19 protein-coding genes and 1 pseudogene are annotated in these 25,626 nt (G+C 33.4%); 15 read left to right on the plus strand and 5 right to left on the minus strand.

The genetic code is table 11. From position 1 onward, the window contains the following. The first annotated feature begins 2,755 nt into the window (after positions 1–2,755). On the plus strand, positions 2,756–3,367 hold the full coding sequence (locus GGR08_RS03135; RefSeq protein WP_183193939.1) for an invasion associated locus B family protein: 612 nt from the start codon (positions 2,756–2,758) through the stop codon (positions 3,365–3,367). Positions 3,368–3,453: 86 nt separating this feature from the next. Here the strand turns inward: GGR08_RS03135 and GGR08_RS03140 are convergent, their stop codons facing one another. Further along, positions 3,454–6,075: an Rne/Rng family ribonuclease gene (locus tag GGR08_RS03140; RefSeq protein ID WP_183193940.1), complete on the minus strand. Its 2,622-nt coding sequence runs from the start codon at positions 6,073–6,075 to the stop codon at positions 3,454–3,456. Between the two features lie 583 nt (positions 6,076–6,658). Here GGR08_RS03140 and GGR08_RS03145 point away from each other — a divergent pair. The 3 genes from GGR08_RS03145 (at position 6,659) to prfB (ending at position 11,799) form a co-directional block, all read left to right on the plus strand. After that, positions 6,659–7,888, plus strand: a complete 1,230-nt coding sequence (locus tag GGR08_RS03145) for an N-acetylmuramoyl-L-alanine amidase (protein ID WP_183193941.1) — start codon at positions 6,659–6,661, stop codon at positions 7,886–7,888. Positions 7,889–8,056: 168 nt separating this feature from the next. Continuing rightward, the gene (locus tag GGR08_RS03150) at positions 8,057–10,522 is read left to right on the plus strand and encodes a penicillin-binding protein 1A (RefSeq protein WP_183193942.1); all 2,466 of its coding nucleotides are present in this window, start codon (positions 8,057–8,059) and stop codon (positions 10,520–10,522) included. Between the two features lie 148 nt (positions 10,523–10,670). Further along, positions 10,671–11,799, plus strand: a protein-coding gene (gene prfB / locus GGR08_RS03155) for a peptide chain release factor 2 (protein WP_183193943.1) whose coding sequence is annotated in 2 segments (ribosomal slippage) — positions 10,671–10,739 and positions 10,741–11,799 — 1,128 coding nt in all. Because the reading frame shifts where the segments join, the coding sequence is not laid out codon by codon here. 270 nt (positions 11,800–12,069) lie between these two features. Here the strand turns inward: prfB and GGR08_RS03160 are convergent. The 3 genes from GGR08_RS03160 to GGR08_RS03170 form a co-directional block, all read right to left on the minus strand. Further along, complete coding sequence (locus GGR08_RS03160) at positions 12,070–12,555, minus strand: peroxiredoxin (protein ID WP_183193944.1); 486 nt, start codon at positions 12,553–12,555, stop codon at positions 12,070–12,072. 205 nt (positions 12,556–12,760) lie between these two features. After that, complete coding sequence (gene tyrS, locus GGR08_RS03165) at positions 12,761–14,014, minus strand: tyrosine--tRNA ligase (RefSeq protein WP_183193945.1); 1,254 nt, start codon at positions 14,012–14,014, stop codon at positions 12,761–12,763. A 317-nt stretch (positions 14,015–14,331) separates the two neighbouring features. Beyond that, a complete protein-coding gene (locus GGR08_RS03170; protein WP_183193946.1) occupies positions 14,332–15,012 on the minus strand; it encodes an alpha/beta hydrolase in 681 nt (226 codons plus the stop codon). A gap of 163 nt (positions 15,013–15,175) precedes the next feature. Here GGR08_RS03170 and GGR08_RS03175 point away from each other — a divergent pair, with 163 nt between their 5' ends. From GGR08_RS03175 to GGR08_RS03205, 7 genes are all read left to right on the plus strand, one after another. After that, positions 15,176–16,321, plus strand: a complete 1,146-nt coding sequence (locus tag GGR08_RS03175) for a cysteine desulfurase family protein (RefSeq protein ID WP_183193947.1) — start codon at positions 15,176–15,178, stop codon at positions 16,319–16,321. 170 nt (positions 16,322–16,491) lie between these two features. Then, complete coding sequence (gene sufB / locus GGR08_RS03180; protein ID WP_183193948.1) at positions 16,492–18,003, plus strand: Fe-S cluster assembly protein SufB; 1,512 nt, start codon at positions 16,492–16,494, stop codon at positions 18,001–18,003. Positions 18,004–18,162: 159 nt separating this feature from the next. Beyond that, a complete protein-coding gene (sufC, locus tag GGR08_RS03185; protein WP_183193949.1) occupies positions 18,163–18,918 on the plus strand; it encodes a Fe-S cluster assembly ATPase SufC in 756 nt (251 codons plus the stop codon). An 11-nt stretch (positions 18,919–18,929) separates the two neighbouring features. Further along, positions 18,930–20,192 carry a Fe-S cluster assembly protein SufD gene (sufD, locus tag GGR08_RS03190; protein WP_183193950.1) on the plus strand — a complete coding sequence of 421 codons (1,263 nt, stop codon included), beginning with the start codon at positions 18,930–18,932 and terminating at the stop codon, positions 20,190–20,192. A gap of 10 nt (positions 20,193–20,202) precedes the next feature. Beyond that, entirely contained in the window at positions 20,203–21,447 is a 1,245-nt protein-coding gene (locus GGR08_RS03195; RefSeq protein ID WP_183193951.1) for a cysteine desulfurase, read from the plus strand. Beyond that, complete coding sequence (locus tag GGR08_RS03200) at positions 21,440–21,841, plus strand: SUF system Fe-S cluster assembly protein (RefSeq protein WP_183193952.1); 402 nt, start codon at positions 21,440–21,442, stop codon at positions 21,839–21,841. Before GGR08_RS03195 ends, GGR08_RS03200 begins: the two co-directional genes overlap by 8 nt. 233 nt (positions 21,842–22,074) lie before the next feature. Further along, the gene (locus tag GGR08_RS03205) at positions 22,075–22,284 is read left to right on the plus strand and encodes a hypothetical protein (RefSeq protein ID WP_183193953.1); all 210 of its coding nucleotides are present in this window, start codon (positions 22,075–22,077) and stop codon (positions 22,282–22,284) included. Positions 22,285–22,336: 52 nt separating this feature from the next. On the opposite strand, the gene GGR08_RS08555 is transcribed toward GGR08_RS03205, so the two are convergent. Beyond that, complete coding sequence (locus GGR08_RS08555) at positions 22,337–22,585, minus strand: DNA methyltransferase (protein ID WP_183193969.1); 249 nt, start codon at positions 22,583–22,585, stop codon at positions 22,337–22,339. A gap of 385 nt (positions 22,586–22,970) precedes the next feature. Between GGR08_RS08555 and GGR08_RS03215 the strand changes: the two genes are divergently transcribed. The 4 genes and pseudogenes from GGR08_RS03215 to GGR08_RS03230 form a co-directional block, all read left to right on the plus strand. Beyond that, positions 22,971–23,306 (plus strand): hypothetical protein, encoded by a 336-nt coding sequence (locus GGR08_RS03215; RefSeq protein ID WP_183193954.1) that lies wholly within the window; start codon positions 22,971–22,973, stop codon positions 23,304–23,306. Then, complete coding sequence (locus GGR08_RS03220) at positions 23,303–23,614, plus strand: hypothetical protein (RefSeq protein WP_183193955.1); 312 nt, start codon at positions 23,303–23,305, stop codon at positions 23,612–23,614. The genes GGR08_RS03215 and GGR08_RS03220 overlap by 4 nt, the downstream gene beginning before the upstream one ends. 319 nt (positions 23,615–23,933) lie before the next feature. After that, entirely contained in the window at positions 23,934–24,428 is a 495-nt protein-coding gene (locus GGR08_RS03225) for a superoxide dismutase family protein (protein ID WP_183193956.1), read from the plus strand. A gap of 822 nt (positions 24,429–25,250) precedes the next feature. Continuing rightward, a pseudogene (locus GGR08_RS03230) lies at positions 25,251–25,472 on the plus strand (Arm DNA-binding domain-containing protein); the annotation flags it as partial. Positions 25,473–25,626: the final 154 nt, after the last annotated feature.

Below are 25,626 nucleotides of genomic sequence, written 5' to 3' on the forward strand. Positions count from 1 at the left end.
TTGCATATTGAGCGTATGAGCAAGCGAATAGAGTAGGAGAGTATGAAGAGAAAGTAAGTAAAGCAAAAAATATCTAAAATCTTGAAGCGCTTATGGATTAGGATTCGATAGTGATACAGAAAACATCAGAATTCTTAGTGATAGCGAGATTGATGAAGTGATATAATTGTATTCATTTATGGTTCTTTCTTTCAAAATTGAAAAGAATTTGTTGGACAGTGATATAGGGGATATATTATGGAAAGATTTTAGTTGGATGAAAGATTCTCTGAATTAATCAAGCACTTTGAAGAATGAGTAGTGATGAGTATCTCAGATTGTGAAAAACAGGTAATTAGTGGTATAAAAGATATGATGATGCGCAATTCTTCGAATGTAAAAGTTACTCCTTTATTATCTAGAAGCACGAAAGAAATATATCATATAATGCTTCCAGAAAAGAGAAAAATTATACATCGTATGTATGTTCATGTTAAAAAATGATTCAAGTAAAGAGTGTAGTTTTATTTTTGCAAAAATATGTTTAAAATAAAAAAATATTTAATTTTTTATAACAGTATATTTTAGAATTTTTCGTGAAAAATAATGTATGGTAATATCTATTAAAATTTATCTTGGATAAATACAGAAAATTATGATGAGTACCAGAAAGTAGCAAAAATAAATAATTTATTAATCATGTATTTTTGTTTTATTATTATCACCTGATAATATAATAAAATGAGGACATTATGACTGATACGTTTTTATGTTCATTTTAATAAATTTTAATCAATAGAATAAGCGCTTGCGATATTAATACGTTTTGTCTAGAGTATATCATCATTTGAAAGTGATTATTCCCAAACCTCCAGTGGAAGGTCGTGTCCTAATTGGCATGGCTTTCTCTTTTGATCTCTCTTTTTTATGAACGGCTCATAGCCATAAGAAAAATTCCCCTCACGCTTGTTTTTTATTTTTTGTTTTATCAGTAATATTGATAATATTACTGTTTTTAGAAACCTTCCAGTTTTTTAGAATTATACTTGTCTTGCTTTGTTTGTTTAATTTTTCTTGTTATAGATACGCACTTTCACAAACTTTGGCATCTCGAAAAAGAAAAGCTTTTTTATAGTTCTCGGCATTGCCATAGACACGCCCACGCACTTGAGAAGAATGACATATTTTATATTGTCATAAAACCAACAATTGCCATCATGTAACAAATTATTTTTATTTTTCATCCGATTAAAGATTTAAATCTTTACTAATTTAAATTCTAATATAAAAATGAATTTAACGTATCATTATATTTTTTATAAATAAACAAATATAGAACTATAAAGTATTTATCTTATTCATTCCCCGTTTATTTTTTATCCGGTAAAAAATATTGAAATTATAAAATCACTATTTTTTTGATCCTTTTTTGTATTCTTAATGAATTAAAACTTAGAAGCTATAATAATAGTTTAAAACGATTACTTTCTTTAGTATTTAATAAGATATTGCTATAATATTCTTATTTTACACTTTTCATTTTAAAAATTGTAATTTCACGTTTTAGTAATGCAATTAATCATCCAACTATTAAAACAAGTTGGATCTTTTATATTATCGACAATTTTAAACGATTTCTTTTTAAACAATGCAATTTGTATCTGATAAAAACGTATCACAAAATTTATGAACTTTTGTAAATTTAGCTACTTTTATTTCATTTGAATGCACATATGCGTTACACCACTTGCATTATACTCTATTCATACATGGCAATCTTGTATAAAAAATGGTCAAATAAAACACGTGTAAAAGTGTGGACTCTAAAGAGGATTTCTATAAAATAATTTCAAACAACATATTAACTTTATTATATTTTTATTTACAAAATCTTTTACAAAAGTGAAGGTGCAAGTGAATAAATTTTGTTGGTTCAATATATAGAGAGGGTTGTGATATTAGGTTGCTTGTTAAATATGAAAAATGCTAAGATATTATTATAAAAGAATATATTATTTTATTTTTAATGAAATTTATTATCAATGAAATATTTTCAACAGTTATAAATTTTTTGTTTGAGAATATGTCGTTAAATTAAGAAAAAATTGATTTTTTAATTGCGTATTTTCAACCTCAACTTTTTAACCAAAAGCTATAAACCACAAAGATTTTATAATATAAAAAACATACCATTATTATTTTGTAAAAAAGGATAGAAAATTCCTTACAGAAAAAACTTCTTTGCAATTTTTCAAAAGCTGTGAACACGAACGGATTTAGTTCATCAAATGTTCTCATAAATTGATTTTATCTTTTTTATTTCAACTTTAAGGACACATAAAAAGAATAAATTTTTCTGATATTTTAGAACTTCATACATTGCAATACTTGTTTCTAAAGCTTTAATTAAGCTTAATGTGAAAAGTAATCAGTATAAAATTTTAAATTAATAAAATTTTTAGAATAGCATGGAAGTTCATTTTAATTCATAATACAGTGCTGATTCGTTTGTGTAATCTTAGTTTAAATACACAGAGGTATTTTGTGGATAAATTACAATCAAATATCAGTATGATAAAGAGGGGAGTGCTGTATGGATATAAAATTCAAATAACCCGCGGTATTCTTTTTTATAAATTTAACTTTTTTATATATATTAAAGTAAAAATAATAAAATTAACTGTTGTTTTATTATATATTTCGTAAATTTAAATTAGAATTATATTTAATATTTTTTTTAATTACTCAAAAGTGCGTTGAAAGGATTGACTTAATTATGTCGCATAAAAATGTTTATTCTACTGTTTCAGTATTAGTTGTATTCACTACTTTTTTTCTTATAGCTGCTATTTCTGCAAATGCGCAAACTTTATCTCAAGGTTGGTATAAAGTTTGTAGCAAGCAGCATGATGTTGATATTTGTAATACAATGAATACTGTATTATCGAATACGGGACAACCTTTAACGGCTTTTAATCTTGTTGAAATAAAAGGGAAGCAAAATGAAAAACGTATAGGTATTCAAGTGCCTACAGGTCGTTTTTTGCCAGAAGGTGTTCACGTTAAAATTGGTGATAATTTCTCTAGAAAAATTCCTTATATTATTTGTAATGGACCAAGTTGTATTGCCAATGATGTCTTAGATGATAAGCTTATAGCCGCTATGAAAAATGGTACAAAAATGATTGTAACCACAGTTAATTTTCGTGGTTCAGCTAATCCTATTGAATTTTCTCTTAATGGATTTACAGCTGCGTATACTGGCCCTGGTATGGAAGAAAAAGATTTCCAACAAGAACAAATAAAATTGCAGCAAGCTATTCAATCAAAGCAAAAAGAAATTGAAGAGCGTATGCGAGCTGAACAAGAGAAAGCAAAACAAAACTAATAGGCACACATTATAGAATTAGTTGGAATTTTTTCTATAATTATTTATTATAACCGCCACAATTTTTTGTGGCGGTTTTCGTATTCTTAATTTTTGGAAAGAGTTTTGCGTTTCCACCAACCAATTCGCTCAGTTTTAGGAGCATCATTGGACGCTGATGAGATAACAACAGGTTGGTTGATTGTTGCTTCAATTTTAATAGGAGAGGTTTCGACAACTTCCTCCATCTCCATTCCAGCTTTTTTCTTTAATGTTTTTTGTATGTGTGTTGTCTCTTTAGAGGATGTTTTTTTGTGTATACTACGTGTTGCTTTTTTACTATTTTCAAACGTTTTATTCTCTACCTCATGAATAGATCTATCTGCTTTTTTCGTTTTAATCTTACGTCTTGAACTGGTTATAGACTTTTCTTCAAGCGATTTTTGTTCTGCAATATTTTGACCATTTTCTAGAAAAATTTGGCTTTCGACAACTTTTGAAGAAGGTTTTTTAGGTTTAATATTTGTGTCAATTTTTATAGATTCATCTTGTCGATGTATATCTAGAGCTTGTGTATCATTTTTTATTTCTTCAAACTCAAAAGATTTAGCAGATGTAACACGATGTCTGCGATGTTCTGCTTTAATTTCTGCTAAAGCCTGCTTAGCAAAATCTCCCACTGGTTCTGCATAAGGAACGCGAAACTGATGAAAACTATTATCTTGATTGCGTCGACCACCTCGATGTCCTCGGCGACGTCCTCGATGATAAGGATCATCACTTAACGTATCTTCTTTTTTATGAACGGTAGAGAGAGAATGATCAGTAATTTCATTGGGATGATTTTTTCGCTGAAGCTTTTGGTTTGTTTCAGTAGGAGGGGAATTTTCAATGGATTCACTCTTTAGGAAAACAGAATCTTTAATTTCTTGCTTATTCTCATTTCCCAATGAAGATTGAGAAGTGCTTTCTGCTATTGTGCCTTTAGAAATAACAAAATGTTGCGTTCCAATATTATTATCTGCTTCAATACTAATATTAAGTTTAAAGCGTGTTTCTAAATTAACAAGAATATCGCGTTTGTGATTTAATACATAAAGTGCTGTTGTTACGGGTGTGCGCACAATAATATTATATCGTGAATTATGAAGAAGATATTCTTCAATTGAGCGCATAACATGTAAAGCAATTGATGATTCAGAACGTATACTTCCTGTTCCTGCGCAATGTGGACAGGGTTGTGTTGTACTTTCTAAAACCGATATGCGAATACGTTGACGACTCATTTCTAAAAGGCCAAAGTGTGAAATATGACCAACTTGAATACGAGCACGATCATTTTTTAAACAGTCTTTTAATTTTTTTTCGACTAATCGCACATTTCGTTCTTCAAGCATATCAATAAAATCAATCACTATTAAACCAGCAAGATCACGTAAGCGTAATTGACGCGCTATTTCTTCTGCAGCTTCAAGGTTAGTTTGTAAAGCTGTCTTTTCAACAGAAAATTCTCTCGTAGAGCGTCCAGAATTTACGTCAATAGAAACAAGTGCTTCTGTTTGATTAATAACAAGATAACCACCAGATTTTAAAGAAACCTGTGGTTGCAACATTTTATCAAGCTGAATTTCAATATCATTTCTTGCAAAAATAGGTGTAGGATCACGATAAGGTTGTACAACTTTTGCATGACTTGGCATGAGCATACGCATAAAGTCTTTCGCTTCACGATATCCTTGATCTCCCGAGACAAGAATTTCACTAATACTCTTATTGTAAAGATCTCGTATAGAACGCTTTATGAGATTGCTTTCTTCATGAACAAGGCAGGGCGCTGTCGATTTGAGCGTCAAAGTGCGAATAGTATCCCATAATCGCATAAGGTATTCATAATCGCGTTTAATTTCAGCTTTTGTTCTATTAGCTCCAGCAGTCCGTAAGATAACGCCCATACCCTTTGGAACTGCTAATTCTTTTACAATTTCTTTAAGACGCTTACGATCTTGTACATTCGTAATTTTTCGTGAAATTCCACCACCGCGTGCTGTGTTGGGCATAAGAACAGAATAACGACCTGCTAGAGATAGATATGTTGTAAGTGCTGCCCCTTTATTACCACGTTCTTCCTTAATGACTTGTACTAACAAAATTTGACGTCGTTTAATCACTTCTTGAATTTTATATTGGCGTCCTTGCTTTCTTTGATAAGTTGGGAGTTCTTCACGGGCATCCCCAGAACCGACCATTTCGATCTCATCATAAGAGACATCGGCATTTAATATTTCTTCTGTATTATCAATTGTTACAGATTCGGATATGATATCATTTTCATCATCGGCTGCTATGGCATTGTTTTTTTCATTTTTTTTCGTTTTTCTGGAATGTTTTTTATCTTTAGTTGTTGCTGTCGTGAAAATGTCAACTGGATTTTCCCCTACAGAATCGTTTTCTTCTTCTTCAAGAAGAGCAAGGCGATCAGCAATAGGAATTTGATAATAATCAGGATGAATTTCAGAAAATGTCAAGAAACCATGACGGTTTCCACCATATTCAACAAAAGCTGCTTGGAGAGACGGTTCTACACGCGTAATACGTGCAAGATAAATGTTTCCCTTAAGCTGTTTTTTATGTTCTGATTCAAAATCAAGTTCCTCAATTTTGTTGCCGTGAACAACAACAACACGTGTTTCCTCCCGATGGGAGGCATCTATAAGCATTTTGTTTGACATAAGTTAATATCCTGAAGGCGACACGCACAATTTTATTCAAATGAATAGTATAACTATTCATAACCATAAAAAACTGTCTGCCATAAAAGGGAGGTACCAGAAAAACAGGATGAGACATTACGTGCAGATGCATGACTACACTTACACCATTTTTTATCATTATCTCCGTCCGTTTTTTATGACTCATATTTCTTAAAAGTCTCCGGTAAAATAATCTTTAAAACAATTCGGTTATCCGAACTAACGAATCTTAAGTAATGCAATCTTAATTTTATAACATAGAAATTTTTCATCCATAACTAAAGTTTCAACGCATAATATGCAAAAAACCTCTAAAGATAACTTAATATAGGTCACAGATAATTTAGATGGTTATTATCAGCTAGGAAGCATAAATATTCTTTTATGTTGATATCATGCGTTTGGCAAGTAACAATGTAAATGTGTATCATGATAATATCTTGATTACCGTAATTTCATTTTTTGCTATTTATTAATGAAGGGATTTAGCATTTATTGAAAAAGAGGGAATAAACTTAGTGTATCATTTTTTATAACCAATGTAATGTAGAGTATTTTACTTATGATAAGGTTTTTTTTTACCAAAAAGCTGAAAGCAGCCTATTGGGATATTATTTTGCAAGTCACATACTTTTTATTATTTTTTTTGATATTTCACCCTGGTGTTCAAGCCGCAGATTCTTTGAGACTTATTAATTTTCGAACCATTGGTGATAGTGTCCATACGCGTATTATTGCGGTTTTCAATTCAAAACCAAATGTTCGTTTGCAGGTTTTGGATAAGCCTGCACGTTTGGTTATCAATTTATCTGCAATTGACTTTTCGATGCAAAATACGCCTTTAAAGAAACAGAATATATTATCCATTATGCTTTCAGATGTGCGTTATGCTTTTTCGGACAGACAGACTTCGCGCATTATTTTGACAAGTAAAACGGCTTTCATTGTTGAAAAAAATGTTGTAAAAAAACTAGAAAATGGTTCATGGCAATTACTGATTGATATTCATAAAGATACACAAGAAAAGTTTGATGAGATATTAAAGAACCAGCAAAAGATTAATTTTGATATAAAAACACCAATGATTCCTGCACGTGATTTTCGTGTTGTTCTTGATCCTGGCCATGGTGGTATTGATGGTGGTGCTCGGGGGGTGACTGGAATTTTAGAAAAAGATGTAACTTTAGATTTTGCGCGTGCATTACGAGATGAATTACAAAAGGAGCCTCATATTGCTGTTGCTTTAACGCGTGATTCCAATATCTTTTTAAGATTAAGTGAAAGAGTTAAAAAAGCGCAAGAGTTTGATGCTGATCTTTTTATATCCATTCATGCTGATACGATTGATGTACATTCTCTTCGTGGCGCTACAGTGTACACCATGTCAGATAAAGCCTCTGATGCTATTGCAAAATCTTTAGCTGAAAGCGAAAATCAAGTTGATTTGCTTGATGGTTTGCCTGCAGATGAAACGCTTGAAGTTACAGATATTTTGATGGATCTTACGCGACGAGAAACGCATGCCTTTTCGGTTAATTTTGCAAATAGTGTTATTTCAAATTTATCAAAGAGTCATATTAACTTGATCAATAATCCTCATCGGTATGCTAATTTTCAAGTTTTAAGAGCTTCAGATATACCTTCTGTTTTGATAGAGATAGGTTATTTATCCAATAAAGAGGATGAAAAGTTGTTAAACGATCCTTATTGGAGGAAACAAATGGCAGCCTCTATTGCTTATTCTGTGCGTCAATTTGCTGATTACAGGCAGAAAATGATACAGCCTCTTTAAATTTGTGAGAAAATAGAGTATTAGTACTAATTTCTAGTGTATCCTATATAAATATAACGATGGAAAACAATTTTTCTTTATCTCATCTTGGAGTGATATCCACGTGATGTAGTTGAGATAATGTATTTTTTTCTTTCACCACTTCTTAAGAAAGCGATAGCTGTTTCGATGATGATTTTTTTAAGATATTTTCTTCGTTTTTTTATTGCTATTGGACTTTGTGGCGCAACAGTATGGGGTGTTATGACCAGCGGTCAAGCAAATGCACTTCCTGATTATGAAGTTCTTTCACTATATGAGCCTCCAGTAATGACCCGTGTCCATGCTTCTGATGGCCGTCTTATGGCAGAGTTTGCAACAAAACATCGCCTCTATTTGCCGCTTCAATCAATACCAAAGCTTGTTATAGATGCTTTTATTTCAGCTGAAGACAAAAACTTTTATCATCATTTTGGTTTAGATCCGGAAGGACTTTCTCGAGCTTTAATCAATAATATTCGTAATCTTAGCTCTGGAAAACGTCCAGAGGGCGCATCAACTATAACGCAACAGGTTGCTAAAAACTTTCTTTTAAATTCAGAAACAACATTAGAGCGTAAATTTAAGGAAGCTATTTTAGCAATGCGTATTGAGAAAACCTACTCAAAAGATCATATTCTCGAGCTTTATCTTAATGAGATTTATCTGGGGCGTGGTGCTTATGGTATAGCGGCTGCTTCTTTAACTTATTTTAATAAATCTGTTAATGATTTGACGCTAGAACAATGTGCTTATTTAGCGGCTCTTCCAAAAGGACCAGCAAATTATGATCCATTTAAGCATACACTGCGTGCTATTGATCGGCGAAATTGGGTCATAGATCGGATGGTTTCAAATGGATATGTAACGCATGAAGAAGCTGAAAAAGCGAAAACTAAGCCCTTAGAAACCACAATGCGTGGTAGAGATAGCTATGTTTTTGCGGCTGATTATTTTACTGAAGAAGTACGACGTCGTTTAATGCATCGCTATGGGGCTAAAACACTTTACGAAGGTGGGCTTTCCATCCGTACAACACTTGATCCAAATTTACAACTTATTGCTCGACGTACTTTGCACGATGGATTAATTAAATTTGATCATTCGCAAGGATGGCGTGGAGCTTATGCGCATATTGATGAGAAAGGTGACTGGGGGATAAAACTTGCAAATATTACAGGCTTAAGCGATGTTCCTGAATGGCGTTTAGCCGTTGTTCTTTCTGCTAACCTCAATAAAGTAGAGATTGGTTTACAACCACAACGTGAAGCTTCAGGTATATTATCAAAAAAACGAGAGATTGCTATTTTATCAGAAGTTGATTCAAAATGGGCATTGCATGTTGTGAACGAAAATAGTTATCGAAAAACTGTTCAGAGCTTGTCTCATGTTCTACAAGTTGGAGATGTCATTTTTGTTGAAAAATTGTCTAATACAAATAACACTTATCGTTTACAACAAATTCCAAAGGTTGAAGGTGCAATTGTTGCTATGGAACCTCATACGGGGCGCGTTCTTGCGATGGTGGGAGGCTTTTCTTTTGCTGCGTCTGAATTTAATCGTGCAACCCAAGCTTATCGCCAACCTGGATCTGCTTTTAAGCCTTTTGTCTATGCGGCAGCACTTGATAACGGGTATACACCAGCATCCGTTATTTTAGATGGCCCCATTGAAGTGCGTCAATATAATGGTGAAATTTGGCAACCCAAAAATTATGGTGGCACCTTTGCAGGACCTTCAACATTGCGTTACGGCATTGAACGTTCTCGGAATCTTATGACAATACGACTTGCCAATGATATGGGAATGCCTCTCGTCGCCGAATATGCAGAACGTTTTGGGGTAGTAGATAAATTGCAGCCTTATCTTCCCATGGCTTTAGGAGCTGGAGAAACAACAGTATTACGGATGGTTACAGCTTATTCCGTTATTGCCAATGGAGGACGCTCTATTAAACCTTCTCTGATAGATAGAATTCAAGATCGTTATGGGAAGACAATTTATCGTCATGATGACCGTATTTGCGAAAATTGTAATCCGCATTCATGGAATAATCAAAGTGAACCCATATTGATTGATGAAAGAGATCAAGTTCTTGACCCTATGACAGCGTATCAGATTACATCGATGATGGAAGGGGTTGTTCAGCGTGGTACTGCAGCACGCTTACGTTATCTGAATCGACATATCGCCGCTAAAACAGGAACAACCAATGACTCTAAAGATGTTTGGTTTATGGGATTTACGCCTGACATCGTCGTTGGTATTTTTATCGGCTACGATCAACCAGCTCCGTTAGGATATAATGGAACAGGAAGTTCATTAGCTGCACCTGTTTTTGGTGCATTTATGGCAGATGCCCTTAAGGGAAAGCCAGATGTTCCCTTTAAGATGCCAAAGGGTATGATTTTAATGCCAATTAATCGGAAAACAGGAATGCTTGCGGAAAGAGGAGATCAGGATGTCATTCTAGAGGCATTTAAACCAGGAACTGGTCCTGCTGATATATATCAAGTCATTGGAGGCACAAATTCTTTTCAAGAAGGTGTTCCTGCAGTAACCACTTCTCCACAAGTCAATAAAGCTCTTGAAAGGGGGACAGGTGGGCTGTATTAAGCGATGATTTTTTACCATGTATCAGGATTTTATCTATTTTTTTACAATATCAGTCCTGTAAACAATTGATAAAATCGTGCCATTTTTTAATAGAAGTTATTAGCATAAGATGCTAAGAGGCATATCTTTAAAAATACAGTGTTAGATTATGCGAGCAGAAATAGAAATATTAGTTGATGAAATCCAGAAAGCAATACAATTGCTAAGGGGGCATCTTTGACTGGGATCAATCCCTAAAGCGTCTTGAATATCTTAATCAAAAAGCGGAAGATCCATCATTATGGAGTGATGCGCAACGGGCACAGGATATGATGCGTGAGCGTCAGCGTCTTGATGATTCAATCAATAGCATTTTATTATTTACAAAAACACTTGAAGAATGCATTGAGCTTATCACGATGGGCGAAGAAGAAAATGATGTTGAAATTATCTCTGATGCAGAAAATTCAATCCGTAATCTTAAACGTGAAATAGATAAAAGGCAAATTGGTGTACTTCTTTCAGGAGAAGCAGATCCGAATGATACCTATTTAGAAGTTCATGCTGGAGCAGGGGGAACAGAAAGCCAAGATTGGGCCTCTATGCTCTTACGTATGTATATGCGCTGGGCTGAGCAGCATGAAATGAAAGTTGAAGTTTTAGAAATTCATGATGGAGAAGAAGCAGGGATAAAGTCAGCAACTATTCTTGTAAAAGGATATAATGCTTATGGGCTGTTAAAAACAGAATCAGGTGTTCATCGTTTGGTGCGGATCTCTCCATTTGATTCGAATGCAAAGCGTCATACCTCTTTTGCTAGCATTTGGGTTTATCCGGTTATTGATGACAATATTAAAATTGATGTTTTAGAGGCGGATGTGCGTATAGATACATATCGTGCATCAGGAGCAGGAGGACAACATGTTAATACGACAGATTCTGCTGTTCGCATCACACATATAAAAACGGGTATTGTTGTTCAATGTCAAACTGAGCGTTCTCAACATAAAAATCGCGCTACAGCTTGGTCAATGTTACGTGCGCGTCTTTATGAAGAAGAGCTCAAAAAAAAGGAAGAAGAAATGAATGCTGCTGAATCTTCTAAAACAGAAATTGGATGGGGACATCAAATTAGGTCTTATGTTCTTCAACCTTATCAACTTGTAAAAGATTTGCGCACAGGTATTGAAAATACTGATCCCCAATCTGTACTTAATGGCAACTTAGATACATTTATAGAATCAGCACTTGCTCGACGCATTTACGGACAAGAGAAAGAAGTTAAGGATATTAGCTAATTATATACCATTCCTCAAGGGATGTAGATTTCTTTTTAAAGCTATTTATTTTATGTATGCTGTGTTTTACGATAGCCTTTAATACTGGAGAGATTTAAAGCGGTATTTTCCTGTTTCCTTTCTTGATTTTTTTCTTAGACGCCAATATTGCTTTATGATGGGTGTAAGTGTATTAATTTTGACCAATTCAAACTAAATTAGAATAGTTGAAAAAATAAAATCAATCAAAGAGGGTAATTTTTACTTTTTAAGATAAATCAAGCATACAGTTTACAAGTTACCATTATAATGTAAAAGTGTTGCAGCAGCTAAAACATTTTCAGCATGTCCAGATACACTTATTTTTCGCCACTCTTCTACTATTATTCCATTTACATCAATTAAAAAAGTACTCCGTTCAACCCCCATATATTTGCGTCCATACATGCTTTTCTCTACCCAAACACCATAAGATTCCAGAGTTATTTTTTCTTCATCAGAAATCAAAATGATATCAAGCCCATATTTTTGTTTAAATTTATCATGTTTTTTTACATTATCTGGAGAGATTCCAATAATAGTAACGCCGATTTCATCAAATTTTTTCTTTAATTTTGTGAAATCAAGTGCTTCTCTTGTGCATCCACTTGTATCATCTTTGGGATAAAAATATAAAACAACAGGTTTGCCTTTAAAATCAGAAAGACACACTGTCTCTCCTCCGTCGCGTAATAAATTAAAATTAGGAGCAAGAGTGCCTTTCATTGATTTTGTCATTTTTTTATCTTTCTTTTTGAGTGCAAAGATTGGCCACCAGCATACAGAGAAGGAATAAAGTTTCAACTCTCTAGGATAGAATTATTTCAAGATTTTTTCCATTATCATATAAAAATTATTCTATTAAAATTAAATTGAAAAATGAGGGAAGAAAGTGCAAGAAATATCATGAACATAAATACAAAATGAATGAGGCATCAATAAATTATAGCGGTTTGATCAAAATATGTTTTTTCTTTCCAAAGGAAAGTTTAATAATTCCTTCTGCAGTGATATCTTTTTCAATAATAAGCCGTGCTTCATCCTTTATTATTTGATCATTAACACGTATCCCTCCGCCTTGAATATGTCGCCGGGCTTCACCGTTCGATTTAGCGAGTCCTGCTTTTACTAAAAGAGCAAGCAATCCAGCACCTTTTTTTAATTCTATTACGCTTATTTCAACAGTTGGGAGATTTTCTCCAAGTGTTTTTTCTTCAAATGTTTTGCGAGCTGTTTCTGCTGCTGCATCGGCAAGAGCACGTCCATGCAACATTGCCGTAATTTCTGTTGCAAGAATTTTTTTTGCTTCATTTATTTCAATTCCTTGTAATTGAGAAAGTTTGAGAATTTCATCCATTGGCAAGGGAGTATAGAGCTTTAGAAATCGTATCACATCAGCATCTTCGGTATTGCGCCAATATTGCCAAAATTGGTAAGGTGAGAGCATCTCTGCATTTAGCCATACAGCACCACTCAATGATTTACCCATTTTCTCACCGGAAGAGGTTGTCAGCAATGGTGATGTTAATGCATATAATTGCGGTGTTCCTAAACGATGCCCTAATTCGATTCCATTAATAATGTTTCCCCATTGATCAGATCCCCCCATTTGCATACGCAACCCGTAACGTTTATAAAGTTCAACAAAGTCATAAGCTTGCAGAATCATATAATTAAACTCTAAGAATGACAAAGAGTGTTCACGCTCAAGTCTGAGTTTGACGGAGTCAAATGACAACATACGATTGACAGAAAAATGTTTTCCTACATCACGCAAAAATTCTAAGTAGTTTAAATTGCATAACCATTCAGCATTGTTCACAAGACAAGCATCGGTTTCTCGGTTACCGAATGTTAAATAGTTAGAAAATATCTTTTTAATACCATCAATATTTGCAGCAATATCATCTTGTGTCAGAAGGCGTCGCGCTTCATCTTTAAAGGAAGGATCACCGATCAATCCGGTCCCTCCACCCAGCAAAGCAATAGGACGATGACCAGTTTTTTGTAGCCAATAAAGCATCATAATTTGAAGAAGGCTTCCGGCATGTAAGCTTGATGCTGTTGGATCAAATCCAATATAAGCACTTACAATTTCTTTTAAAAAAAGATCATCTAGGCCTTTTTCATCCGAAATTTGATGGATAAAACCACGTTCGCTCATAATGTGTAAAAAATCAGATTTAAAGGCAAACACAGATTTAATTTCCTAATTTTAAGAGTGCATTCATTTTATAGCATAGGTGCTTATCTACCAGATCAATAATGCGTTATATATCATAAATAAAACATTCATCACAAGAGAAAGAGATATATTGATAATCGAGGTTAATAATATAAGTATTATTATCTTTTTACACTAAAAAATACCCTCCAGTAATAGAAAAAAGGCCTCTTTAACCTAATTTCTATTAGGAAATAAAATTTAGGAAAATTGCAAATATAACCTGAAAATAAATTACTTTGTTATGATCAAAAAAACTTTTGCTGCTTCTTGTGAAGTTTTTATGTTTCCTAAGTTAGTGAAAGTATTTCAGGGGGAGGATCTAAAAGTTCATTGGTGATATGATTATCCAAATAGCTTGCACATCGTTCAATAAGTTCTTCATGACATCCACAAAAAAAATGATTAGCTCCTTCCAGTATTTCTTGTGTAATGATGATACCTTTTTGTGTTTTCAATTTATCAACAAGCATTTGAATATCTTTGGGAGGAGCAACTTTATCGTTACCGCCATGAATGATAAGCCCAGAAGACGGACAAGGAGCAAGAAATGAAAAGTCATAAACATTAGGTTGAGGCGCAACAGAGATAAATCCTTCAATTTCCGGTCGACGCATTAAAAGCTGCATACCAATCCATGCACCAAATGAGTATCCTGCTACCCAGCAATTTTTAGAGTCTGGGTGTTGTGTTTGCACCCAATCGAGAGCAGCAGCAGCATCTGAAAGTTCTCCTATGCCATAATCAAATTCACCTTGACTGCGACCAATACCACGAAAATTAAAACGTAAAGTTGTAAAGCCACGTTGTTGAAACATATAAAAGAGATCATAGACAATTTTATGATTCATAGTTCCACCAAATTGAGGATGAGGATGCAAAATGATCGCAATGGGCGCATTTTTTTGTTGTGAAGGTTGATAACGCCCTTCGAGCCGACCCGCAGGACCGTTAAAAATAATTTCTGGCATTAAAATGCTCCTTAAATGCTATAAAAGGCTTTTATTGACCTTGATCGATTTTTACCATAAAATTTTTTAAATAAGCATTAGATATTCTTTTTTAAGTGCATTTTTCAAGAAAATTGCGTTATTTTTTTAAAATCAATTCATAAGATTAATGATTGTGAGTAAAATGGTTATAAAACGCCGATATTTTGATCATAACGCAACAACACCGCTCAAGAAAATTGCGCAAATGGCATTGCTAGAGTCTTTAGAGATATTTGGCAATCCATCGTCAGTTCATACAGAAGGGCGTGCTGCTAAAACTTTATTACAAAAGGCACGTCGACAAATTGCTGAAAAACTTAAAACAGATCCAGATAACATTGTATTTACCTCTGGTGCGAGTGAAGCAGCAATGACTTTATTAACACCCTTTTATAATATGGGGAATGCAAAGATTGAATTTTCTCATCTTTACCTTGGAGCAACTGAACATACCTCTGTTTTGGCGGGAGGACGTTTTTCTAAAGAATTGATAAGTATCATTGCTGTTGATTCAGATGGGATCATTCAACAAGATAAATTAACATCACTCTTAATGGCTCACGATAAAACAAAAGGTTTACCTCTTGTTGCTGTTCAAGCTGCGAATAGTGAAACTGGTGTTATTCAACCATTAAAAAAAATAGCTACTATTATTCGGAATTTAGGAGGCACTCTTGTTGTTGATTTGACACAATATGTAGATAAAAATTTTGTTGATATTAATCAGCTAGGAGGAGACTTTTTTATACTTTCTGCGCATAAAGTTGGTGGTCCTAAAGGAGTTGGCGCTTTTGTTTCATGTGGTAATCTTCTCATGCCACGTCCTCTTATCATCGGTGGAGGACAAGAAAAAGGTCGACGCGGAGGAACAGAAGCATTACCTCTTATTGCTGCTTTTGGGGCAGCAATGGCTGATTGTTTCACGCAGGAAGAAATAAAACAGTTAATATATTTACGTAATAAATTAGAAGATGGATTGCAAAAAATAAGTAAAAATGTTGAAATTTTTGGCAAAAGAGTTCAACGTTTACCAAATACAACTTACTTTACTGTAAAAAATATAAAAGCTGAAACAATGCAAATTGCTTTTGACTTAGAAGGATTTTCTGTATCAGCTGGCTCTGCTTGTTCTTCGGGAAAGGTGAAACAAAGCAAAGTGTTGGAGGCAATGGGATATCATGTTCCAAATGGAGCCATTCGTATTTCGATAGGACGTGACACAACTTCTGAGGATATTGATGATTTTCTATTATTTTTTTCTCAAATTATAAGCAGGAAAAAAAGATAAAATTTATCATCAAAAAATTATAAAAATTAGAATTATTTCAAGATAAAATTAAGTTCGATTGAAATTTTTTCACTTTGCCTATAGCCTAAGGAATAACTTGCTTACTTTAAATCTTGTAAAGAACAAGACTTTTAGTTACCAGTTTTTATGCCGAAAAATGGAGAAAATTTATGCCGGCAGTACAAGAAACAATACGACAAGTACGTGAAATAGATGTTGATCAATATAAATATGGCTTTGAAACGAAGATTAAAACGGATAAAGCTCCAAAAGGCTTAAATGAAGAGATTATCAAATTCATTTCTGCTAAAAAACATGAGCCTGAGTGGATGTTAATATGGCGCTTACAAGCTTATCGTCGTTGGCTGACAATGCAAGAGCCTAAATGGGCACGGCTTGAATATCCTAAAATTGATTTTCAGGGGCTTTATTATTACGCTGCTCCTAAAAATCATACAGGACCAAAGTCTTTAGATGAAGTGGATCCAGAGTTATTAGCAACGTACGAAAAGCTTGGTATTCCTCTCCAAGAGCAAGAGATTTTGGCAGGAATAAAAAAACAGTCTAATCTTTCTACTTTTGAGGATAGCTTATCTGTATCAGGACAGGTAGCGGTTGATGCGGTTTTTGATTCTGTTTCTATTGTGACAACATTCAAAAAAGAATTGGCACGTGCTGGTGTAATTTTTTGCTCTATTTCAGAGGCAATTATTGAATATCCTGAGCTTATTCAAGAATATTTAGGAACAGTTGTGCCTGTGGGCGATAATTATTATGCAGCCTTAAATGCAGCTGTCTTTACAGATGGTTCATTTGTTTATATTCCTAAAGGGGTTCGTTGTCCTATGGAACTTTCAACATATTTTAGAATCAATGAACGCAATACAGGCCAATTTGAACGAACATTGATTATTGCCGCTGAGGATTCCTATGTTTCTTATCTTGAAGGCTGTACAGCACCCCAACGTGATGAAAACCAACTTCATGCTGCGGTTGTTGAGCTTATTGCCCTTAAAAATGCAGAGATTAAATATTCTACAGTGCAAAATTGGTATCCTGGTGATAAAGATGGAAAGGGCGGTATTTATAATTTTGTGACGAAGCGTGGAGATTGTCGGGGTGATAACTCTAAAATTTCATGGACACAAGTTGAGACCGGTTCTGCGATTACTTGGAAATATCCATCCTGCTTACTCCGTGGTGATAATGCGCGTGGAGAATTTTATTCTATTGCTGTTGCAAACGGTCATCAACAAATTGATTCCGGGACAAAAATGATTCATTTAGGAAGAAATACATCCAGTCATATTATTTCCAAAGGGATTTCTGCTGGTTTTTCAAATAACACTTATCGAGGACAAGTCACTGCTCATCGAAAAGCACAAAATGCGCGTAACTTTACGCAATGTGATAGTTTATTAATCGGAAATGATTGTGGTGCTCATACAGTCCCTTATATTGAAGCGAAAAATGCAACCGCTCACTTTGAACATGAAGCCACAACATCAAAAATTTCTGATGACCAACTTTTTTATGTTATGCAACGAGGAATTCTCGAGGAAGAAGCTATCGCATTAATTGTCAATGGTTTTGTAAAAGAGGTTATTCAAAAACTTCCCATGGAATTTGCTGTTGAAGCGCAAAAGCTTATTGGTATTAGCCTTGAAGGTAGTGTTGGATAATTTTATTTAATTAGAAAATAGAAAATTTGATACAAAAAGGCTGTAACAGTAGCATGTAATGCTCAATAATGGCCTCTATGGTAATTACAAAGTAGAGAGCTTTTAAGGCGAAATGACGTGCATTAGTATTTGAAAAAACAGCCCAAACAGGATTAGATTATGTTAGAGATAAAAAATTTGCATGCCCGTATTGCTGAGATCAATACAGAAGTTATTCGTGGTTTAAACTTGACAATTCAAGATGGAGAAGTTGCCGCTATCATGGGACAAAATGGAGCCGGAAAATCAACTCTATCTTATTTGCTTGCTGGTCGTGATGATTATGAAATAACAGAAGGAGATATTCTTTATAATGGGCATTCACTTTTAGAAATGGATCCGGCAGAACGTGCTGCATACGGTATTTTTCTTGCATTTCAATATCCAATGGAAATACCAGGGGTAGCAACGATGGAATTTTTAAAAGTTGCAATGAATTCTCAACGTAAAGCACGAGGTGATGAAGAGCTTAAAATTCCTGAATTTATAAAATATGTTAAAGAAGTTTCAGCCAAACTTGAAATAGATATGGATATGCTAAAGCGTCCATTAAATGTAGGTTTTTCAGGTGGAGAAAAAAAGCGCGCTGAAATTTTGCAAATGGCACTTCTTGAACCTAAACTTTGCATTTTAGATGAGACAGATTCTGGTTTAGATATTGATGCGCTAAAAGTTGTTGCAGATGGTGTTAATAAATTTCGGGATTCAAAACGTTCATTTTTGGTGATTACTCATTATCAACGACTGCTTAATTATATTATTCCTGATACGGTACATGTTCTTTATAGAGGACGAATTATCAAAAGCGGAGACAAATCCTTAGCTCTTTATTTAGAGAAAAATGGGTACGCTGATCTTATCAAGGAAGCCGTTTGAGGTTATTGAATATGAATGCACAGCAAAACTTGTTAGCAATTGAAAAAGATATACTCAGTAATTTCAATCAGTATATCAACGACTTACCTGGAGATAAAGCTGTGCGGGAAATTCGTAAGAAAGCGATGGAGCAGTTTCAAAAGACACGACTTCCTTCCCGTAAAATTGAAAAATGGCACTATACCAATTTGCGTACATTACTGAAATCGGTTAGCAATTTTTCAAAAGTTCAAGACAATCAATTAGTTAACAAGCTACTTTCAGAGAGCGCTGTTTTTTCTATGAACAATGGAAGAACATCAATACAATCAAAGGTAGAAAATATTACAATAAAACGCCTTTCAGATGCATTAGAAGATAATTCTGTACAGATAAATCAAAACATCTCTGATGAGGATTTTATTGGACAGTTAAATACAGCTTTTGTTACAGATGGTTGGCTTTTTCACATTCCTGAAAATACAAAGCTGAGGATACCCATTGAATTACAAAATATACAAATGGGGGGACAATCTCATATTTTTTCAGATATAAAAGTTGATAAAAATAGTCAAATTATATTTATTGAGCATCAGATTGGCAATGATAAAGATACCTTTGTCAGTGCAATATTTTCATTAAATATTGCTGCTGATAGTGATGTTACATGGATTCTTATTCGCAATCGTGATTTTAATTCTACACAGTTTTGTCGATTTCGTGCTATCCTTCATCAAAGAGCGAAGTTATCACTTTATGTCATTAATATAGGGAGTCAACTAAATCGCCAAGAAATCGATATTGAATTACAAGGAGAAGAATCTGATTTTCAATTACGCGTTATAAATTTATTATCAGGGCAAACACATAGCGATCTTACAATGACTGTTCATCATGTGGAAGAAAAATCAACATCAACCGAAATTATACGCAATGTGGTTACAGATAAGGCTGTTGGTGTTTTCCAAGGAATAATACGTGTAGCTCAAAAAGCACAGAAAACAGATGCACGCATGGCCTGTAATAGTCTTATCCTTTCAGATGATGCAAAATTTAATGCAAAGCCTGAATTGGAGATTTTTGCTGATGATGTGGCATGCGGTCATGGCGCAACAATTGCTAATATTAATCATGATTATCTTTTTTATCTCATGGCACGCGGTATCCCATATAAAATGGCTCGTGCACTTTTGATTAAAGGATTTATCTCTGAGCTTATTGATGACATCAAGCAAGCTAATATTCAAGTTGTTTTGGAAAATATCATTGGTAATTGGCTTGAGAAAAATGTTTAAGGTAGAAAAAATGGAAAATAACGTCCAAACATTCATTTATAATGTCGAAGAAATTCGACGTGATTTTCCTCTTTTACACCATCAAGTGTATGGTAAGCGATTAGCTTATCTTGATAGTGGTGCCTCTGCCCAAAAACCACAATCAGTACTCGATGCAATGAATAATTATTATCATTATAGTTATGCTAATGTGCATAGGGGAATGTATTTTTTAGCCAATAAAGCCACACAATCGTATGAAAATTCTCGTGAAACCGTTCGTTTTTTTCTAAACGCTCAAAAAGCTGAGGAAATTATTTTTACGAAAAATGCAACGGAAGCTATTAATACTGTTGCTTATGGGTGGGCTATGTCCAAACTCAAGGAAGGTGATGAGATTGTTCTAACGATCATGGAACATCATTCAAATATTATTCCTTGGCATTTCCTCCGTGAACAAAAAGGCATTAAACTTGTTTTTGTCCCTGTTGATGAAAATGGCGTTCTGCATATTGAAGGTTTCCAAGAGGCTTTAAGCGAGAAAACGCGGCTTGTTGCTATAACGCATATGTCTAATATATTAGGAACTGTACCTCCTATTAAAGAAATTATTAGGCTAGCACATCAAAATTCTATCCCTGTTCTTGTTGACGGTTCTCAAGGAGCAGTACATTTAATTGTTGATGTGCAAGATCTCGATTGTGATTGGTATGTCTTTACAGGTCATAAGCTTTATGGTCCCACTGGGATTGGTGTTCTTTATGGGAAAGAAGATAGATTAGAGGAAATGCGTCCTTTTCAAGGAGGAGGGGTAATGATTGAGGAGGTAACAACCGATAAAGTTTTTTATAATGCTCCTCCTTTCCGTTTTGAAGCAGGCACTCCTCCTATTGTTGAATCTATTGGATTAGCTGCTGCTATTGATTATATCCAAGGAAAAGGTCGTAGTACGATTCATGCCTATGAAATGTCGCTTTTGGCTTATGCACATGAAAAACTTAAAACTATTGAATCATTACGTATTTATGGTCATTCTCCCAATAAAGGAGCTATTATATCCTTTACCATTGAAGGGATTCACGCCCATGATATTGCTATGTTTGTTGATCAAAAAGGAGTTGCAATACGTGCAGGAACCCATTGTGCACAGCCTTTATTGCAGCGCTTTGGTTTAACATCTATTTGTCGCACATCGCTAGCGATGTATAACACTCAAGAAGATATTGATCAATTAGTAGAAGCATTGCAAGAAACAAGGACATTTTTTAATGGCTGAATCAATTGAAGAACGTCACTCTACAAAGTCTGTTGAAACTGTAAACGAAAATAAAAAATCTTACATATCAGTAATTCCAGCAGATGAAATTGATCGTATGACAAAAGATATTATTGCTGCCCTCAAAACGGTTTATGACCCAGAGATTCCTGCTGATATTTATGAGCTAGGACTGATTTACCGTATTGATATTGAAGATGATCGTTCAGTTAAAATTGAAATGACTCTTACAGCACCCGGATGTCCTGTTTCTGGTGAAATGCCTGGGTGGGTAGAAAATGCAGTTAGTGCAGTTGAGGGGGTTTCGTATGTTGAAGTCACTATGACTTTTGATCCACCATGGACACCTGATTGTATGTCAGAAGAAGCGCAAATCGCTGTTGGATGGTATTAACAGTACTATTACATGCATGAGCCGTTTTTCGCAAACATTTGAATTTAAAAACAATATCATGCACTATACACTATCTGACGAATGAAGGAAGTATTTTTGATGAACAAACCTATTTTAAAGTAATGATGTGTGAAATTTTTGGTCGTTAAAATTTTATCAACAATATAATTTGGCAAAAGAAATCTTTTCCACAGAATGATACAAAGCGCCTTTCTGATAACCATGATTTTATAATGGTTTCTGCCAAAGACAAAACGATTTGGTGTCCTAATTTACTTCTTCGTTCAAGCAATATGAATATGCGCTATAGAAACCCTGATAATGATCCTCATGATCTTTGGAAATCTGGAGATTTATCTGTAAAAAGGATAATACCTAAGGATATTTATGAAATTATTATACTTTTTGGACACAAAATTATGCCTCCTAATGCTAGAAGTTAGGCTATGAGTGAAAAGAAATTTTCTGAATTATTGAAAGATAGTCGTATTTGGTTTAGCTCAAAAGAAAGCAAAGTTCCTTCTCTGAAACTTTTTTTATCAAAAATAAAAATGGCATCGTTTCAATAACGATTTGGCCATATGAGGAAGTAGGATACAAACAAGATGCTAAAAATTTGTAGTCTATTTTATGAGCAACAGCACCAGTTGTGCCAGAACCAGCAAAGGAATTTAGAACAAGATTACTTGGCTTGGTGGCAAGTTGAATAATGCGTTCTGTAAGCCATTCTGGTTTAGGAGTTATAAAGACATTATCAAAATTAAAAGTGGATTATGATTGAACTTGGTGAACATTGTTCACCCTCATATTATTCCTCGTTTAAAATTAAGTTATTGATAGAATTGATCAAAGTTGAACTTTCAAAAGTGTAAATTGGCAAAGTAGCAAAGGCTTGCGTTCGTCTTATGAACATAGAACAAACACAGAGTCCATAGATCGTTTAACAATCACTGCATATTTATATACAGATTCACTCAGATTAATAATAGAATACAAATGAAACGATTTTATTTAAACAATATTTTTCAAATTTTTTTGTGTTAAGTATAATGTTTAAAATAAAGTCATTTTGGGAACCTGTTAGCAATACAAAGATTAATAAAGTATTGTTTCAACAGATGGTGACAAGATGAATCTAAATAATATTTTGAAATTAAATATTTTTTTTATGATGATAATATGTGGATTGCTATTTGGTTATACTTCAATCAATGAGGTTTTTCACCTTCCTTATTGCCAAACCTTTACCTATACCTCTCCTAAAGGTATTGCGAAAATAGGACAAAACTCATTTACTGCTTCACAAGTTAAAAATTGTCTTATGCAAAATGGTTTTGAGAATATTAAACGTTTGCGTTTAGATGATAAAGGCATTTGGCGTGCTTTAGTGGAATTTAAAAAATCCCTTTTTCTCATCTCTGTTGACTATTCAGGCATTGTTAACATTCAAAAGAAAAGAATATGATTGATTTTAAAACTTATAGCAGCATTTCTTCTCGTAGTTATAAGAAAAAAAATCTCAAAAAATGCTGTCATTCTATTAAAGAATTTGTTTTCATTGGAGGTTTAAATGGTAGCATATCAGGAGCAATTGCAGCAATTCTTGCAGCTTATGGTTATATTGCTCTTCCAGGCTTTGGTCCAATTATCGCAATGGGTATAGGAGTAGCACTTTTTACTGGAATCATAATAGGAGCACTAATAGGATCAGGGATGGGAGGAATCGTTGGTATATGCTGTATTTTATGGGAAATTTATAAGAAATCACAATAGTTCTTTCTCTTATAAATTTCACAGTGAATAAAAAATTAAAATTGTCAATAAATTATATGTTCTTTTTTTACTAAAACGATCAGCATATTCTAAATGAAATAATAGCTATCTTATTTAAATTGCTTCTTTAAGTTCTCAGTATAATTCAAAAAAGTATATTTTTTAAAAGCATATCTTGAAGAAATGTAATTGAGCTATAATTATGATTATGGAAAATCGCACATTTTTTATCAAAAAAATAGATATTTAGATCTATATTTATAATTATATAAAAATATATTTTAATTTATTTTCCTATTATAAAATAGTATTATTTTTTATGGTATTTTTAACTCATCGAAACGCTGCGTTAGCTATATCGACACAAGTAAACATTTATAAACTAGAAGAGAATAATTCTAAAAAGTCGATTGGTAGCATTAAAATTGAAGAAAATATACATGGTTTGATTTTCATACCCAATTTATCTACTTTATCAGAGGGAATGCACAGTTTTCAAATACATGTACATCCTTCATGTGATACAAAAGATAGTATAATTGGTGGAAGCGCAGGCGGATATTATGATCTAGAGCATACTAGGAAACACTTAGAACCTTATAACGTAAATGGTTATCTTGGTGATTTACGAACACTTTACGTTGATAAGCAAGGAAATACTGTGATGAGCGTTCTTGCTCTACGATTGAAAAAAAAATCTGAAATTAAAGAGCATTCTTTGGTAATTCATTTAAGGGATGATAATCAATCAGATAAACCTTTACCGCTTGGTGGAAATGCCGCACGTTTAGCGTGCGGTATTATTGAAACATAAATAGAGTATTGTGGTAAACTATGACAATATACCCATCCATTTATCATAAGATATGATAGATTTATTTAATATATTTCAATAAATTAAGTAAAATATGTAAATATTTTATATGATTTATATCTCTTTTTGAATGTTTAATGCAAACAATAAAGAAATTATCAATAATAAAAAAGAATATTGATCGGAACTGAAGAAATAAATTATAATATCATTTTAAAATGAGTTTTCTGAATCAGATATTGATTTAAAACAGTCAAAAAAGTTAATATAATAAAAACTATATTATTATTTTTTACAAAAGATATTAGAAATACTATAAATTACATTGATTTATTAATAAATAAATAATTAATTTTTATTATACATAAATTTAAAAGCTAAAGAAATATTAGATATTTCTATCATAGAATATATAGTATAATATTGTATTTGTAAATTTATTTTTAAAATACATTATTAGAAATAATTATCTACTTGGATTTTGATCCCTTATGTACTTATTTATTTGTTTATTCTGTATTAGTCAGTTAGATACAAAATTGGCATTTATTTTGCGTTATTATCCATTATTTCTCAATAGAGCTGTTTAGGCTATTTTGTTGGAAATATTTGTATAATTTTCTTGAAAGTATATGTTGTTTATTTAAGATAAAATATTGATTTATAATGCTAATTTAGCATTATTCATATTGAATTGCAACCCCGAATAACGTAAGACTCTCTCATTTCAAAATTGTTTATGTTGAATCAATCAAAATCATTCCTTTGCACGTCAAAAGTGGGGCTGGTGTGTGGGTAAAAACTGTATAAGAAAGGACTAAAATGGCTCTTATGAACCGTCTTAATGCCAGATCTGTCGCAACATTGGAAGCTGGCAAATCTAATGATGGTGCTGGCTTATTACTTTATAAGCGTAAAGATGGAGGTGCTCAATGGTTTTATCATTATACCCTTTACGGGCTCCGTCGCGAAATGGGATTAGGTGCTTTGAGAGATGTTTCTTTAAAACAAGCCTGTGAATGTACAAATCAATGGCGTTCTGTTGCAAGCCGGCACCATCATTAGATTTGCCAGCTTCCAATGTTGCGACAGATCTGGCATTAAGACGGTTCATAAGAGCCATTTTAGTCCTTTCTTATACAGTTTTTACCCACACACCAGCCCCACTTTTGACGTGCAAGGGAATGATTTTGATTGA

Source organism: Bartonella fuyuanensis, from assembly GCF_014197255.1.
GTDB lineage: Bacteria > Pseudomonadota > Alphaproteobacteria > Rhizobiales > Rhizobiaceae > Bartonella > Bartonella fuyuanensis.

Excerpts from the sequence above, each read along its gene's own strand:
- GGR08_RS03135 (WP_183193939.1), top strand. The coding sequence starts at position 2,756 with ATGTCGCATAAAAATGTTTATTCTACTGTTTCAGTATTAGTTGTATTC.
- GGR08_RS03140 (WP_183193940.1), bottom strand. The coding sequence starts at position 6,075 with ATGTCAAACAAAATGCTTATAGATGCCTCCCATCGGGAGGAAACACGT.
- GGR08_RS03145 (WP_183193941.1), top strand. The coding sequence starts at position 6,659 with ATGATAAGGTTTTTTTTTACCAAAAAGCTGAAAGCAGCCTATTGGGAT.
- GGR08_RS03150 (WP_183193942.1), top strand. The coding sequence starts at position 8,057 with ATGATGATTTTTTTAAGATATTTTCTTCGTTTTTTTATTGCTATTGGA.
- GGR08_RS03160 (WP_183193944.1), bottom strand. The coding sequence starts at position 12,555 with ATGACAAAATCAATGAAAGGCACTCTTGCTCCTAATTTTAATTTATTA.
- GGR08_RS03170 (WP_183193946.1), bottom strand. The coding sequence starts at position 15,012 with ATGCCAGAAATTATTTTTAACGGTCCTGCGGGTCGGCTCGAAGGGCGT.
- GGR08_RS03175 (WP_183193947.1), top strand. The coding sequence starts at position 15,176 with ATGGTTATAAAACGCCGATATTTTGATCATAACGCAACAACACCGCTC.
- sufB (WP_183193948.1), top strand. The coding sequence starts at position 16,492 with ATGCCGGCAGTACAAGAAACAATACGACAAGTACGTGAAATAGATGTT.
- sufC (WP_183193949.1), top strand. The coding sequence starts at position 18,163 with ATGTTAGAGATAAAAAATTTGCATGCCCGTATTGCTGAGATCAATACA.
- sufD (WP_183193950.1), top strand. The coding sequence starts at position 18,930 with ATGAATGCACAGCAAAACTTGTTAGCAATTGAAAAAGATATACTCAGT.
- GGR08_RS03195 (WP_183193951.1), top strand. The coding sequence starts at position 20,203 with ATGGAAAATAACGTCCAAACATTCATTTATAATGTCGAAGAAATTCGA.
- GGR08_RS03200 (WP_183193952.1), top strand. The coding sequence starts at position 21,440 with ATGGCTGAATCAATTGAAGAACGTCACTCTACAAAGTCTGTTGAAACT.
- GGR08_RS03205 (WP_183193953.1), top strand. The coding sequence starts at position 22,075 with ATGGTTTCTGCCAAAGACAAAACGATTTGGTGTCCTAATTTACTTCTT.
- GGR08_RS03215 (WP_183193954.1), top strand. The coding sequence starts at position 22,971 with ATGAATCTAAATAATATTTTGAAATTAAATATTTTTTTTATGATGATA.
- GGR08_RS03220 (WP_183193955.1), top strand. The coding sequence starts at position 23,303 with ATGATTGATTTTAAAACTTATAGCAGCATTTCTTCTCGTAGTTATAAG.
- GGR08_RS03225 (WP_183193956.1), top strand. The coding sequence starts at position 23,934 with ATGGTATTTTTAACTCATCGAAACGCTGCGTTAGCTATATCGACACAA.